Here is a 14,873-nt window from a genome sequence, read left to right on the forward strand (position 1 = left end):
GGCTCACCCCTCCCCTTGCGGGGGGTTCTGAAGGGGCCAGGAGCGTCCTGGAGCGAAAAAGAAGCGGAGCCGCCCCTTTCTTTCTTTTTGAATCGTGCTATACATTATCATCACAGGATTTTTTACAGCAAGAAAAAATTTATGCGCCCATTGTTTTTTTTGCTATTGACTTTTCTGAAACACTTGTTTTAGGATAAGGCCATGATAAGTTTAAAGGACATTAGCAAAGCAAATTTTTTAATGTGCCATAGGTATAAAACGGCGCCTGATATGCCGGGATATCCCAATTTTGGCGCCGTTCTTGCTCTCTCTCTCTCTCTCTCTCTCTAACGCACCTTCAGCAACCTTAAGACTTAATACCCCAGCTTTTTTTCTTTTTCCCGATATTTTTGCGTCCGGTTGGATAACCGTGTATCAACGTCATTGTTTTATCTTGTTTGGCCTTTTTCATCAACTAGAGTAACGATCAAAGGGCGCTCACGCATTTTGCGTGTAAAATCAAAGCAGTTCGGAGGTACTTAGATGAGGTTTAAGAGCAAGGGTTTAAAGAATGTAGTTGGGGCAAACGTGGTAATCATTGCGCTGCTGTTTCTGACGTTGTCGGCATACGCGGGTTCGGTGCCAAACGTCTTCACGTCGGGGACGGTCGCCAAGTCCAGTGAGGTCAATGCAAACTTCACCTACCTGGGGGATCGGTGCTGGGATAAGTCGGGGAGTAATTTGTATTATGGCGGTGGAAATGTAGGCATTGGGACAAGTAGTCCTTTCACTTTGCTTCATGTAGTAGGTGGTAGAATGGTTCTTGAACCTAAGATACATTACTCTCCAAACTATAACTATGTTGATGGGTTAACCATAAACGCAGGTTTTACTGACGGAAGAGCAGGTATTGCAATGCATACACCTGGATCAGGCTTGTTATATTTAGGATACTCAAATGACACATTAGATGGCAAGGATATGGCGATTATAGGTACTGATGACCCATTAAACAGTATTGGATTTTTTACAGATTTAGGGTCAACTGTCGGTGCTGATAATCTAAATATTTCCTCAAAAAATCCTGTAATGGTTATCAAAGGCACAGGTCAAATCGGCATCGGCACACAAACCCCCACCTACCCCCTGCATATGGCCTCTGGTGCCTACGTAACCACCGGCGGAGTATGGACGAACGCGTCAAGCCGCGAGTACAAGAAGGACATCCAGAGCCTCACATCCGAGGACGCAATGCTGGCGTTTAACAAACTCGAGCCGGTCTCCTTCAAATACAAGACCAACGACGAACAACACATCGGCTTCATCGCCGAGGACGTCCCCGATCTCGTGGCCTCAAAGGATCGCAAGGGTCTGAGCACAATGGACGTGGTAGCGCTCCTGACCAAGGTCGTCCAGGAACAGCAGAAGACCATCGCAGAACTCCAAGAGCAGCAGAAGACCATAGTGGAACTCAAGGAAGAGGTCAGGGCACTTAAAGAAAGAACCCATTAGCAACAGCTCTTACAGGAGACGACAGAATGAGAAGAATTGTCTTAACACTAATGATATTGCTGATGGCGTCATCGGTATGGGCGATCAGCACGTGGGATGGCATGACATGGGATACGGGCTATTGGGACGTTTCACCAACGGCAACACCAACGCCCACCCCAACACCTACAGTGACAGCAACACCCACGCCTACACCGACAGCAACGCCAACACCAGCTCCAACGGCCACTCCCACATCAACACCTACTCCCACGTTCACACCCACCCCAACCCCGACGCCCACTCCTACACCAACTCAAACCCCAACCTGTACCTACACACTCACCCCAACAAGCAAGGATTTCCTTGCCGCAGGCGGCACCGGCGATGTAACGGTAAAGGCCTCAACAAACACCTGCCAATGGACGGCAACGAGCGGAGTTGGCTGGATCACCGTAACGTCTGGTAGCGCAGTGACCGGCTCCGGCGTGGTATCGTACAGCGTTGCGGCAAACACGGGTTCAACCACCCGCACCGGTACAATAACAATAGCCGGACAGACATTTACTGTGACGCAAGGCATCTGCACCTACTCAATCACACCAACGAGCAAGCAGATCGGAGGCTCCGGCGGAACCGACAGCGTAAACGTCACAGCAGCAAGCGCCTGCTCGTGGACTGCGACAAGCAACAACACCTGGATAACTATAACCTCCGGCAGCTCCGGTAGCGGCAACGGCTCGGTGTACTATTCCGTAGACGCCAACACAACCTCAAGTTCACGAACCGGCACGCTGACCATAGCTGGACAGACGTTTACCGTTACGCAGGACCCTGGAGGCTTTGTGACCCTCACCCTCAAGATAACTGGCAACGGCAGTGGTACCGTAACACCATCCAAGGGCACCCCCAACTGTAGCAGCGACGGCAAGACATGTCTGACGTCGTATGCTATTGGCACCGAGGTGATTCTCACCGCCACCCCCGCACAAGGCTCAACGGTAAAGGGCTGGACGGGTTGCAATCCAACAGTTACAGGAGGCAGCCAATGCACGGTCACGATGACAGCGGACAAGGACATCAGCGTTGAGTTTTCAGTCCCCATAACGCCGATCTACGATTTTGACGGCGACGGCAAGAGCGACGTCATCTGGCGTAGCAGTCAATCCGGCGATGTCTTCATCTGGCTGATGAACAAGTTCAGCCTGACCGGCGGCGATTACGTCGTCAAGGGTATCACGGCGGACTGGGACATCAAGGGAATCGCCGACTTCAACGGCGACGGCAAGAACGACATAGTCTGGCAGCACAAGGACAAGGGCGATGTCTACATGTACATCCTCAATGGCACGCAGATATCGGCCCACGATTATGCCCTGAAGGGTCTGCCCAAGGAGTGGGAGTTCAAGAAGGCAGGCGACTTCGATGGCGACGGCAAGGCGGACATCCTGTGGCAGAACACCGAATCTGGCGACGTGGCCGTGTGGTTGATGAATGGCAAGGACATCAAGAGCGGCGGCTTTATCGTCAAGGGGATGAGGCCGGAGTGGACGATCAGGGCCGTGGCCGATCTCGATGGCAACAAGAAGGCCGACATCATCTGGCAAAACACCGATGGCGACATCGTTGTCTGGCTGATGGACGGCACAACGATCTCAAAGATGGATTACTCGTCGCGTGGTATCCCAGGCAGTTGGCAGATAAAGGCGGTCGTTGACTTCGATGGCGATGGCAAGGCCGACCTGCTCTGGCAGGACATCACCTCTGGCGACGTTGCCATGTGGCTGATGGACGGGTTCAAGATAGTTGGCGGCGGTCTTGTGAGTCACGGGCTGCCCAACGTCTGGCAGATCATAGCCGTAGCGGATTACGACGGCGACGGTAAGGCCGACATCCTCTGGAAGAACACCGGCAATGGCGACGTCTATGCGTGGTTCATGGACGGCGTGGCTATATCCGACAAGGGTTACGTTGTGATGGGTATGCCCCCGGAATGGCAGGCTAAATAGTGGCAGGCTAAGTAAAAAAGGCAGCAATCGGGGGGAGGAGTATGTCCTTCCCCCTTCAACTAAGCAGAAGAGTATAAGTAGCTATCTATACTTTCGCACTTTTTTATAAACCAGCATTTTATGCAGTTCTTGAAAATGGATTCCCGTTTTCACGGGAATGACAGTAAATGGCGATTTTGGCTGTTCTATGTCATTCCTGCGTAAGCAGGAATCCAGAAAGTGCGAAACCATAGTAGCTATAACAACAGAAGAAAAGAAGGAGGGCGGCTCTTAAAAAAGCATGATAAAATGGGGTCAAGGGGACTTCTTTCCGGTCGGGGCGCCTCGCCCCTCCCCTTGACGCGCCGTAAAAATGCCATGTGTTTTGTATTTAATCCAATCGAAATCTGCTATAATAAGTACATGACAAGAGAGACCTTTATCAAAAACGCAACGGCGGTGGTTTTGATGTTATCGCTCATGTGTGCAAGTGCAATGGCAGAGGACGTATCCTTTGGGATTTCGGTTGAAAAGGAGGAGCTGCACGTGGGTGAGGCCACGCGCCTGAGGCTAACCTTCCAGGGAACCAGGGACGTGCCGGAGCCACACTTTCGGTACCTCGACGGTTTTGAGATCAACTACATAGGCCCCTCCACACGCATCGCCATAACAAATGGCCGCCATACGTCATCCATCACACACGAGTACCTCATAAGACCACTAAAACCCGGGACTTTTACGATAGGCCCCCTGGCCGTTACCTACCAGGGAAACACCTATAAGTCAAACGCTATAAACATCAACGTCCTTCAGGAGACACCCAACGCCCCCGCCAAATCCCCGCAGGAAGAGGTCTACGGCACCAAACCATACAAGAAAACTGAACGGGTATTTATCTCCCTGGTGCCCGAAAAAACCACCGTATACATAAACGAGGCCATCCCCGTAAGTGTAAAGCTCTTTGCACGGGACGCCGGTGTAAGGGACATCGAGTTCCCGGAGCTGTCAAACGTCAATATCTCCATCGGTCAGTTTGACAAGCCCATCTCCCAGCGGGTCAACATCGGGGGAGTACAACACGAGGTCATGGAGTTTAAGACGACGATGTTTGCAACCTCTACGGGGCAGTTCAAGCTTGGACCGGCCTCACTGGAGTGTACCGTGCTGACGAGGCAGGGTCTGCCGCGCCTCTTTGGGGATGACGACTTCTTTAGCGGAATGTTTAACACGGCCAAGCCCGTCACGCTCAAATCCGAGGCGTTGACCATCAGCGTGCTCCCCCTGCCGCAAGAGAACAAGCTGGCGGATTTCAAGGGCGCCGTGGGCAGCTTTGACCTCGAAGTTGGCCTCTCTGCCCCGGAGGCAAAGGTTGGCGACCCCGTGACCGTAAAAATGGCCGTAACGGGCAAGGGCAACCTCAATACGGTGACGATGCCGGCTATCTCAAACACCGAAAATCTAAAGCTCTACGACCCATACATCAAGCAGAACAAGGGTTCAAAAGTCTTTGAGCAGGCCGTCATACCGACAAAGAACTCGGTCAACTCAATTGGCCCGTTCAGGTTCAGCTACTTTGATCCGGCCACTCAGACCTATCACACCATAACAAGGGCTGCCCTGCCCCTGAAGGTTACAGGTTCAGAGGCCGATCTCAGGGCAAAGGCCATCGATGCCCCCTCAAAGGAGCAAAAACAGCACGAAACACTCGGAAGGGACCTGGCCTTTATCAAGGATTCCCACGGCTCCCTGCGAAAAAAGAACGAGCCACGATTTTACCAGAGTCCTCTGTACTGGCTCCTGTATGTGATAGGTGCACTTGCGTACGTTGCGGTGTTTGTGGTTTACAGGAGGCGTCAACGCCTGCAGAGCGATGAGGGTTATGCAAGGAGGCTAAAGGCACCCAAGAAGGCCAGGGCTGCGCTCAAGGCGCTCAAGGTGCTGCTGGATGAGTGCAAGCCGGTGGAGTTCTATGATGGCGTTTTCAGGCTGTTGAGCGAGTACCTTACCGACAAGTTCCAACTCGGTGGCGGTGAAATGACAAGCGACACCCTTGTCACAGTACTACGCGGCAAGGGGGTCAGGGAGGATATACTTACCATGCTTGGGGATATCCTGGGTATCTGTGACAAGGCACGGTTTGCGCAGATCGGCCTTGAAAAGGACAAGATGCAGGATACGTTTCAACTGCTTGAGGGGCTTATGCTCCTGATAGAGAAGGCTAAGTTATGAAGCTAATGATCAGGTATTTGACTATAATTATCCATCTTCTATACTTTCGCACTTTTTTATAAACCAGCCTTTTATGCAGTTCTTGAAAATGGATTCCCGTTTTCACGGGAATGACAGTAAATGGCTATTTTGGCTGTTCTATGTCATTCCTACGTAAGCAGGAATCCAGAAAGTGCGAAACCATAGCCATCTTATTTTATCTGGTTTTTCCTTGACAGTCCTGTTGTCAAAAGGGTAGAATATTAGCAGAAAAATAAAAAAAGGAGCTGTTTAATGGAACAACGTAGGTATGATGAAGAACCAACGGCTGATGGTCGCCCCAGCGGTGTTGAGGCAGAAGAGGAGATACGTAGTCAGGAACCTTTTGACCCAGAACGAATATCTATTGATGTAAAAAACGTGGCAATGGATGTTATTCTACGACGTCTGCTACAAGACTCCATAAGACTTGCTACGTCTTTCCAGAGAAAGGCAGTCTGGGATATTACAAGGAAGAGTCAGCTCATCGAGTCTTTAATGCTCAAGATACCCCTACCGATGTTTTATGTATCATCTGATGAAAAGGGTTACTGGGATGTTGTAGATGGCTTACAGCGGTTAACCACAATCAAGGAATTTGTCCTGGGCAATCAATTTATGGAGACACGCAATGAGGAAGACCGCGGTAAAGGGTTGCAACTTGTAGACCTTGAATTTTGGGGCGCAGAATACGATAAAGTTACTTTTAAAGAATTGCCGGAATTGATTAAAAATCGAATCTTAGAGACTGAATTCAGATTTACCATAATTCATCCAGGGACACCCGAAGCAGTTAAAAGAAACATATTTAAGCGCATTAATACCGGAGGAATGCCGCTGACATCTCAGGAGATAAAACATGCCCTTTACCAGGGAAAATCAACAAGGCTCCTGGAAGAGTTAGTGGAAACTGAGGAGTTTAAAAAGGCCACAGCCAATTCTGTTGATGATAGTCGTATGGCTGCAAGAGAGCTGGTTTTACGCTTCCTTGCCTTTTCAGTACGCAGTTACGAAAGCTATCCGAAGACTTCTGATATGGATACATTCCTAAGCGATACAATGAGACTAACAAATATTATGCCTGAATTAGAAGAAAAGGAATTCAAAAAGATTTTTAAGGATTATTCTAAACAACAAGAACATCTATCAGAGATACGGATCAAAGATATTGATACGTTGAAAAAACGATTTTTTGAAGGAATGAAACGAGCATGTGAACTTTTTGGTGAATACGCATTTAGAAAATCATTTTCTGATGATAACAGACGTTCTCCGATAAACAAGACACTTTTTGAGGTATGGGGAAATCTCTTGGCTGATTTAGATAAAGATAGCTACGAATCTCTATTAAGAAATAAAGCATCCTTTCTTAATGACTACAATGTTCTATTGAACGATCAGAAGTTTGAAAGGACCATATCAAGATATAGTTCGCAGTCTGCCAAAGTCAGAGACAGATATATTGATCTCGGCAAGATAATAGATAAGTATGCTAAACAAGAAGGAGAAAGGACATAATGTTAACTGAAATCAGCCTATCTAATTTTAAATCTTTTCCAGGTAAAACACTTCCTTTACTGCCAATGACATTGCTCACCGGTCTTAACAGCTCAGGCAAGAGCACAGTTCTGCAGGCTATACGGATGCTATGGAAATGGGCAACAGATGGCGAACCAACGCTTCAGGAACATGGTACGTTAAAGGATATGAAAAGCATAAAGGCTGCCGTGTCTGACCCTATGCAGATTGCCTGTGTATTAAAAAACGGGGAAAGTATTGAGATGAATGTAAAATTCACAACTTTAACCCAAACGGAGATAATTCCATGTGAACCGGTAAAATCCAAAATGCCATTTATGAGTTATATAAGTGCAGACCGCTGGGGACCACGTGTTTTCTTGCCTATGCACAATGCAGCAGGAGACTTGATCGACGTGGGGCAACATGGTGAGCACGTCATAGACTTTCTTTGGCGCCATGAAGGGGATATAATACCTCAGCAGCTTAGTCACCCTGACTCCGAGGGAACAACACTATCCTATAACGTAAGGGCATGGCTTAAAGAAATCTCTCCTTATACGGAATTTAAGTACAATGTTGACCATAGAAGGGATGTCTCCTATGCTGAGATTAACGATTTTCGACCAACAAACACAGGGTTTGGGTTGAGCTATACCCTTCCTGTTATAGTTGCCCTATTGGGGATGTCCGCTGAGTGGAATGATAAAGAAAAGCAAACGTTAAAAGAGACTAACGGGGCTATTGTCTTACTGGAGAATCCCGAGGCTCACCTTCATCCAAAGGCCCAGACTGCCATTGGACGATTGATTGCCCTGGCTGCTGCCTCCGGCGTTGAAGTCATAGTAGAGACGCACAGCGAACATCTGATGGACGGTATACGCATAGCGATTAAGGAAGGAGTGTTATCATGCGATATGGCAAAGTTCTATTATTTTTCCGTGGATAAAGACGGAACTACTATTGTTGAAGAACCAAATATCTATACCAATGGTGAGTTAGATTATTGGCCAGAGGGCTTTTTTGATCAGACAATGCACAATACAGCTATATTGGCAAGGGAATAGTGGTTCTATGAAATATTCACTGATGTTCAATCATTTAAGTGCATTGACAGTTGATCAAAACAATGCGTATAAGCTGTTGTTTGATGCATTTCAAGGGATTCTGCGTCTTAAACAAGATAACAAAGACACATTTGAACTGTATTTTGACATGGATAGTCCTGATAACATTAAATTATCTGAAGGTTTTACATACGCTGATTTTAAGGAAAATTTAAAACGTAAAAAACGTGATCTTTTCAGATTCATAAATGAAGCAATAAGACATAGGGCACCATTTCTTTATCATATTGACGAAGTTACTTACGAAAAGTTGTCTATACTAAGTTGCTATTTTCCCAACCGTCCATATGGAAAAAACCTGGATGTTTTCTGTCTGGCATGGTATAAAAATGCCATTATGCTCAGTATGGCAACGGAAGAATTCTGGAAAAAACATCATATTGTGTTTTGCTGCAACAACAACGAAGAAAATATCCCATCTGAGTATAGGGTGTATAACGTATCAAGGAAAGAACATGCGCAACTTATCCTGGCAGACTTAAAAGATAGCATCGAAAGTTGCGCCCCTAATGCTGTCTTCAGTAAACCTTTTCTACATTGGTACAATGACTGCAATGATGCAGATAAGTACAAGATAAAAACAAAAATAAAATATTGCGATGATAATGACTTTGCTTTAGGCCGTCCAATTATCGATACACTTCAAGACTCTCGGTTTACTAACATGAAAGAGATACGGGTTGGAACTCCCCATGCACAGAGGGGGCAGATTCGTATACTGTTTGCCAATGATTCCAACGGAACCCCTGTTATCCTGACAGGATTTATTAAGCACAGCAACGATTATACCGAGCATATCAACCTCGCTGATAAACTTTATTCTGAACATTCGACTAATTAGTAGATAAGCATTTGGACATAAATTATGTATAGCATCAGGGTGAAGAATTACGGAGTCAGGGGGACTTCTTTCTGGCCTGGAAAAGTGTTTATCTTGTTGCTTGTGGCTCTCCTGGTACCACTGACTTCCCATGCCGATGCAGAAACGGCAGCCGAGGTAAAGGAGGTCTTTCAACAGGCGTCGGTCTATTACGCCCAGGGCAAGTACGACGACGCTATTGCCCGGTACGAAAGTCTGCTTGCTACCGGCGTGGAGAGCGGAAACCTCTACTACAACCTCGGAAACTGCTACTTCAAGGCGGGTGACATCGGACGCTCGATCCTGTCCTATGAGAGGGCGATGAGGCTCATTCCCCACGATGCCGATCTGAAGGCAAACTACGAGTTCGTCCTGTCTCAGGTGCCAGGCAGGGATAAGGTTCAGCCGGAAGGTCGGATGAGGAGGTTCTTGGATACGGCGTTTGGTCTGTTGACGATCAATGGTATCTGTGTCATGCTTGTTGCGTTATATCTGCTAGCAATAGTGATCTTGATTGGCAAGCTATACGTTGAGGCAATCAGGCGGTATGCCGTGCTGTTGGTGTCGGTGGTCTTGTTGCTCTTTGTGGCGGCCTCTTATGTGTTATACGTGCGTGTTACGCTGCATGATAGTGAGGCGGTTGTGCTGAGGGATAAGGTGGAGGCAAGGTATGAGCCATTTGACAAGGCAACGGTGTTTTTCACCCTCCCCGTTGGGATGAAGGTGCACATACAACAGGCAAAGGACAATTGGTACAAGGTCAGCCGTCCCGATGGCAAACACGGCTGGATAAGCAAGGAACTCATCGGTGTCGTCAATCAGTAGGGGAACAAAGAGGGCGGCTCCGCCCCCTTCTTGACCTCCCCTGCAAGTGGACCAGTTACCTTGACCCCATACTGCGTAGACTTTAGATTGGGGTAGCGTTTACAGTCTCAGACAGAGAGAAAATATGTAGTTGCCTTATAATCTATATTTGGGCTAATTTGTTCTGTCTGAAGATCAAGATTGCAGGCTGTTTTTTTTTAGAATGACCCCCTCCCTTTTATCCCTCCCACAAGGGGAGGGAAATTTATGAGACACTAGCGCAATCCCCCTCCCTTTATGGGAGGGGCTAGGGGAGGGTGGGATGGGCAACGGCCACGGAGAACAAATTAGCCCTGATAATCTATACTTGGCTATTGACAATATTGTTATCTTTGTGCTAACTTAATTTATGTATTTTCTTTAAAAACTTAAATTGTAGGAAAATAGCATAAAATGGTTGCGAACAGAACAATGGAATATCTTGAGGTTCTCCCTGATGATTGTCCTCCGGATGATGCTTTCGAGCCGGAAGGAAAGGAGTTTTTTCGCTTGGTGAAAACAAATCCGCCAACTGAAACAGATTTCCAATCCCATAGGAAATTGCACCCAAATTATTTCAAAGCTGGCAACTGTCGAGCACATGCAGTGTCTATTTTTGACAAGGCTGAGGCTTGTAAAATACTCTTAAACAATCCTTCCCATAAGGGTAAAAGACTGGCAAAACTCTCGCTTGATTCAAGAAGTGGGAGATTAAAACAGACAGGAGATAATAAACATCATTTTTCATGGTGGATATATTCTGATTTTGTACCACTAGCAGTATGTGAGGTTATAGAGTAAATGAGTCGCTATGTTAAATATATCGAAGATCTGTTTTTTTACGACATACCAGAAGTATTTGTGGGAGAGGATCAGATAGGATGTTTTTATATGTGCTATCTACTGAGCGAGGGGGTGGATGGTTTCAGATATTTATGTACCCCTGTCAGGCGGAAGGACATAAATGACTTTAAATTTGGTAAAACATCACTCAGAGATATTTTTTTAGAGTCAAAGACAAAGGAATACTACACATGTAAAATAATAGATTTTTCACAAGACTCTATCCCAATTGAATTATATAAAGAAGAACTTACTGAAGATATACTTCCAGGTAAAGGGTTTATTCTGGATAATTTTGACACAAGTTCTAATGAATTAGTTACAGAAGCAAAAAAAAGAAATACTGCTTTAATAAAATTAGCAATAGAAGTACCTGAAGCTGAAGAAATACTGAAAATAGAGACTAATAAGTTAAGTAATTTTTTATCACTTTTCCAAAAACTTATTTACTATGCTTACAGAAAAGTCGTTATTACAAGTTCAAACAAAAAAGAAAAAAACGACTTAAACATTTATAGTCCCACAATGTACGTATCAGGATTTGCTAATGGCTCATTTATTGTAGAATTTGAGCCGCTCAAAGAAACCAATCTATTCGGTCAGTCTAAAATTTCAGGAGCATTTAGGAAATTAGATGAAGTGACCTCTGAGATTAAGGAACCGGAAAAAGCATTGGAAATTATTCAAAAAAATAAAGGTCACTTAGCAAATACATACATTAAATTACTTCAGTACATGGTTAAAACTGAAACTGGTCTAAGATATAATTGGGCAGAACCGGCAGATGAGGTATCGCATATGAGAACAATCAACTATAAAGAAATTAATCCTTTATTGAATGCATTGTCTGGTAAGAATGAACTATTAGAAGAGACTGTATCATTGACTGGTAAGATCATTAAGGCTGATTCTAAGAGGAATCAATGGACTATAGCAAATGAAGAAGACGGCAAAGATTATTCAGGCGGAGTCGCTCCTGGTTCTTTTGCTTCCCTGAGTGGTATAGTAATAGATAATAAGAGATATTTACTGGAATGTAAAGAGAAAATTGAAGAAACAACGTGGAACGGAGATGAGAAAAAAACTCTTTATCTGATAAACTATAAAGAAATATAATACGTTAAGTACATGGACATAAATATTTATATAAACTTAGAATTGAGCATTATGGGGTCAAGGGGATTTCTTCGTGGCAGGGGCGCCTCGCCCCTCCCCTTGCGGGGGAGGTTTGAGGAGAGGGTGGAGCCGCCCTCCTTTTTTCTTCTTTACGTGTAAAATTAATTATGGGCAGGTACTTAACAGCGTTGTTGCTGACCGTACTTCTCTGTAGCTGTACCGGTGGGGTAGAGAGGCTTGACGGTTACCTCTATGGCCGGATCGGCACCAACCCTACGACACTTGACCCCGCCTATGTTGTTGACGTCCTGGGGGGGATGATAGCCGCCAAGTTGTACAACGGTCTGGTGCGACTCGATGACGGTCTGCAGGTGGTGCCCGACGTTGCGCGGCAGTGGCGGGTGAGCGACGACGGTCTGACATACACGTTTGCGCTGCGTGAGGACGTCGTGTTTCACAATGGCCGGAGTCTGACCGCCGATGACGTAGCCTACTCGTTCAGTCGGATAATGAGTCCTCAGACGCACTCGCCAAACGCCTGGATGTTCAAAAACGTCGCCGACGTAAAGGTTATACAAACCGGTGAGATAGAGGTCACGCTCAAGACTCCGTTTGCGCCATTTCTAAAGAGTCTGACGATGCCGGCGGCCTACATAGTTCCAAGGGCGGAGGTGGAGAGACTGGGCAAGGACTTTGGCCTGCACCCTGTGGGAACCGGACCTTTTACACTGGCACGCTGGGAACCCGACAACGACATCGTACTCAAAAAAAACGACCTCTACTTCACTCGCCCCGCCAGGATAAACGGGATCGTCTACCGGATAATCCCCGAAGACATAACGGCGGTGACCGAATTCCTCACGAGTAACCTCGACGTCCTTGGTGTGCCGGCATCGGCGTATGCAATGCTCACAAAGGACACACGTTATGCGGGGCTTGTAGCTCACGCATCGGGGTTGAATACGTTCTACCTTGGCCTGAACAATTCCCGCAGACCCCTTGACAACCCCAATCTGAGAAAGGCCATTGCCTGCGCCATTGACAGGAAAAAGATACTCCAGACGTATCTGCAGGGACAGGGTAGCTATGCCACCTCTGCCGTGCCCTCCGTCCTGAAGAGATATGCGGTGGCCGATTATTACCCCTACGACCCTGACAGGGCACGGGCATTTTTGAGGGCATCGGGGATTGCGGCCAGCGTGAATCTGAAGTTTTACGTATCGGCCATCCAGGAGTCGATAGACATTGCCGAAATCATAGCGCACTATCTGCGGCAGGTGGGCATAGGGGTGGAGATTCGTATCCTGGAGTGGAGTGCATACAAGGTGGCTATAAACAATGGCGAACCTGATATGTTCTGGCTCAGTTGGTGGGCGGACTATCCCGATGCCGAGAACTTCCTCTATCCGATGTTTCACTCCTCAAACTTCGGCGCCGGTGGCAATCGCATCAGATACGGCAATCAGAAAGTGGATGCAATGATAGAGCAGGCCAGGAGGACACTCGCAGCGCCGCAGAGAGAGGCAATGTACAAACGCACAGAAGACGCCGTGGCCATCGATACCCCCGCCGTGTTCTTCTGGCACCGCAATGACTACATCGTCACACAGCCCTGGATAAAAGGACTCCGCCTCTACCCCATCTACAACATGGACAAGGCAACGGATATAGAAAATACAAAGTGAGCAGAAGGGTAAGGCTTATTTACGGTGTTGGCTACATGACCACGGTTGTTTGTAACACTACCCCTTATTATGCACCCGTAGCCTACAGGGTGTTTGTTATTTCCGGTCATATAAGGTTATAATAAGGCATGGATATGATTTACTTCAACTGATGTCTGATGTCGGTTGTCTCATTCTTGCAATAGATACCTCCTGTGACGACACCTCAGCGGCTGTGGTCAGAGATGGCAGGGATGTGCTGTCAAACGTGGTCAGCAATCAGAGTGCATTTCACAGTAAGTATGGCGGCATAGTGCCGGAGATAGCGTCTCGCCGGCACGTGGAGCAGATATGGCCTGTGGTGGATGCGGCGATGCAGGAGGCGCAAGTGGGGTTTGGCGATCTGTCTGCTGTGGCAGTGTGTCATGGGCCTGGGCTGATAGGGTCGTTGATAGTGGGGTGTGCCTTTGCCAAGTCTGTTGCCTATGCGTGCGGGCTTGCCCTGATAGGGGTGAATCACCTCCATGGGCACATCTGTAGCGTCAATCTCATTGAGGAACGCCCGATGAAGTTTCCCTACATTTCGTTGGTGGTTTCCGGCGGACACACCAGCATGTACAGGGTCGATGGTGATGGCCTGTACACGCTGCTGGGGGCAACGCGCGACGATGCCGCCGGTGAGGCCTATGACAAGGTTGCCAGGATGCTGGGGTTGGGGTATCCGGGAGGCCCGGTTATCGATACACTGGCCAAAGACGGCAACCCCAGGGCCATCAATTTTCCGCGGGCATACATGCCCGACAGCCTTGACTTCAGCTTCAGCGGCCTCAAGACCTCCGTGATGAACTACCTCCGTACCTCCAGGGAGAAAGCCCCTTTGGAGGACATCTGTGCCTCATTTCAGGCCGCTGTAATCGATTGTCTGCTCCGGAAGGTGCAGCAGGCGCTCGACAGTCAGGGAGCCTCCGCCGTGGCCATCACCGGTGGTGTAGCCGCCAACGATGCCCTCAGAAAAGCTATCCGCACCCTGTCCCCGGAGATCGAGGCAATCATCCCCCCAAAGGCCCTCTGCACTGATAACGCTGCCATGATTGCTGCCGCTGCATACATATCACTCAAAAAGGGTGAATTTGCCGATCTAACACTAAACCCCAAGGCATACATACCTATTGTAAACGGCTCAAAAAAATAAAACGAC

12 protein-coding genes are annotated in these 14,873 nt (G+C 47.5%); 11 read left to right on the forward strand and 1 reads right to left on the reverse strand.

The window, feature by feature from the left end:
- Positions 1–518: 518 nt before the first annotated feature.
- The gene (locus tag Mcas_RS18440; RefSeq protein ID WP_162176216.1) at positions 519–668 is read right to left on the reverse strand and encodes a hypothetical protein; all 150 of its coding nucleotides are present in this window, start codon (positions 666–668) and stop codon (positions 519–521) included.
- 400 nt (positions 669–1,068) lie between these two features.
- Between Mcas_RS18440 and Mcas_RS18445 the strand changes: the two genes are divergently transcribed.
- From Mcas_RS18445 to tsaD, 11 genes are all read left to right on the forward strand, one after another.
- Positions 1,069–1,491, forward strand: coding sequence for a tail fiber domain-containing protein (locus Mcas_RS18445; protein ID WP_162176217.1), 423 nt, complete (start codon positions 1,069–1,071; stop codon positions 1,489–1,491).
- A gap of 26 nt (positions 1,492–1,517) precedes the next feature.
- Complete coding sequence (locus tag Mcas_RS01130) at positions 1,518–3,479, forward strand: FG-GAP-like repeat-containing protein (RefSeq protein WP_156032985.1); 1,962 nt, start codon at positions 1,518–1,520, stop codon at positions 3,477–3,479.
- A gap of 402 nt (positions 3,480–3,881) precedes the next feature.
- The gene (locus Mcas_RS01135; RefSeq protein ID WP_162176218.1) at positions 3,882–5,687 is read left to right on the forward strand and encodes a BatD family protein; all 1,806 of its coding nucleotides are present in this window, start codon (positions 3,882–3,884) and stop codon (positions 5,685–5,687) included.
- Positions 5,688–5,960: 273 nt separating this feature from the next.
- On the forward strand, positions 5,961–7,223 hold the full coding sequence (locus Mcas_RS01140) for a DUF262 domain-containing protein (RefSeq protein ID WP_040333556.1): 1,263 nt from the start codon (positions 5,961–5,963) through the stop codon (positions 7,221–7,223).
- Positions 7,223–8,290: an AAA family ATPase gene (locus tag Mcas_RS01145; RefSeq protein WP_040333557.1), complete on the forward strand. Its 1,068-nt coding sequence runs from the start codon at positions 7,223–7,225 to the stop codon at positions 8,288–8,290. Before Mcas_RS01140 ends, Mcas_RS01145 begins: the two co-directional genes overlap by 1 nt.
- A 7-nt stretch (positions 8,291–8,297) precedes the next feature.
- Positions 8,298–9,191: a type II toxin-antitoxin system RelE/ParE family toxin gene (locus Mcas_RS16005; RefSeq protein ID WP_052566667.1), complete on the forward strand. Its 894-nt coding sequence runs from the start codon at positions 8,298–8,300 to the stop codon at positions 9,189–9,191.
- Between the two features lie 24 nt (positions 9,192–9,215).
- Complete coding sequence (locus tag Mcas_RS01155) at positions 9,216–10,034, forward strand: tetratricopeptide repeat protein (protein ID WP_081853505.1); 819 nt, start codon at positions 9,216–9,218, stop codon at positions 10,032–10,034.
- Between the two features lie 432 nt (positions 10,035–10,466).
- Complete coding sequence (locus Mcas_RS01160) at positions 10,467–10,853, forward strand: hypothetical protein (protein WP_156032987.1); 387 nt, start codon at positions 10,467–10,469, stop codon at positions 10,851–10,853.
- Entirely contained in the window at positions 10,854–12,011 is a 1,158-nt protein-coding gene (locus Mcas_RS01165; RefSeq protein ID WP_040333560.1) for a DUF6575 domain-containing protein, read from the forward strand.
- Positions 12,012–12,178: 167 nt separating this feature from the next.
- The gene (locus Mcas_RS01170; protein ID WP_081853506.1) at positions 12,179–13,696 is read left to right on the forward strand and encodes an ABC transporter substrate-binding protein; all 1,518 of its coding nucleotides are present in this window, start codon (positions 12,179–12,181) and stop codon (positions 13,694–13,696) included.
- A gap of 151 nt (positions 13,697–13,847) precedes the next feature.
- On the forward strand, positions 13,848–14,867 hold the full coding sequence (tsaD, locus tag Mcas_RS01175) for a tRNA (adenosine(37)-N6)-threonylcarbamoyltransferase complex transferase subunit TsaD (protein WP_040333562.1): 1,020 nt from the start codon (positions 13,848–13,850) through the stop codon (positions 14,865–14,867).
- Positions 14,868–14,873 lie beyond the last annotated feature (6 nt).

Origin of the sequence: Candidatus Magnetobacterium casense, from assembly GCF_000714715.1 — a bacterium.
Classification (GTDB): Bacteria; Nitrospirota; Thermodesulfovibrionia; order Thermodesulfovibrionales; family Magnetobacteriaceae; genus Magnetobacterium; species Magnetobacterium casense.

Bases quoted from the DNA above. Each gene is read 5' to 3' on its own strand.
- Mcas_RS18445 (WP_162176217.1), top strand. From the start codon at position 1,069: ATGGTTATCAAAGGCACAGGTCAAATCGGCATCGGCACACAAACCCCC.
- Mcas_RS01130 (WP_156032985.1), top strand. From the start codon at position 1,518: ATGAGAAGAATTGTCTTAACACTAATGATATTGCTGATGGCGTCATCG.
- Mcas_RS01135 (WP_162176218.1), top strand. From the start codon at position 3,882: ATGACAAGAGAGACCTTTATCAAAAACGCAACGGCGGTGGTTTTGATG.
- Mcas_RS01140 (WP_040333556.1), top strand. From the start codon at position 5,961: ATGGAACAACGTAGGTATGATGAAGAACCAACGGCTGATGGTCGCCCC.
- Mcas_RS01145 (WP_040333557.1), top strand. From the start codon at position 7,223: ATGTTAACTGAAATCAGCCTATCTAATTTTAAATCTTTTCCAGGTAAA.
- Mcas_RS16005 (WP_052566667.1), top strand. From the start codon at position 8,298: ATGAAATATTCACTGATGTTCAATCATTTAAGTGCATTGACAGTTGAT.
- Mcas_RS01155 (WP_081853505.1), top strand. From the start codon at position 9,216: ATGTATAGCATCAGGGTGAAGAATTACGGAGTCAGGGGGACTTCTTTC.
- Mcas_RS01160 (WP_156032987.1), top strand. From the start codon at position 10,467: ATGGTTGCGAACAGAACAATGGAATATCTTGAGGTTCTCCCTGATGAT.
- Mcas_RS01165 (WP_040333560.1), top strand. From the start codon at position 10,854: ATGAGTCGCTATGTTAAATATATCGAAGATCTGTTTTTTTACGACATA.
- Mcas_RS01170 (WP_081853506.1), top strand. From the start codon at position 12,179: ATGGGCAGGTACTTAACAGCGTTGTTGCTGACCGTACTTCTCTGTAGC.
- tsaD (WP_040333562.1), top strand. From the start codon at position 13,848: ATGTCTGATGTCGGTTGTCTCATTCTTGCAATAGATACCTCCTGTGAC.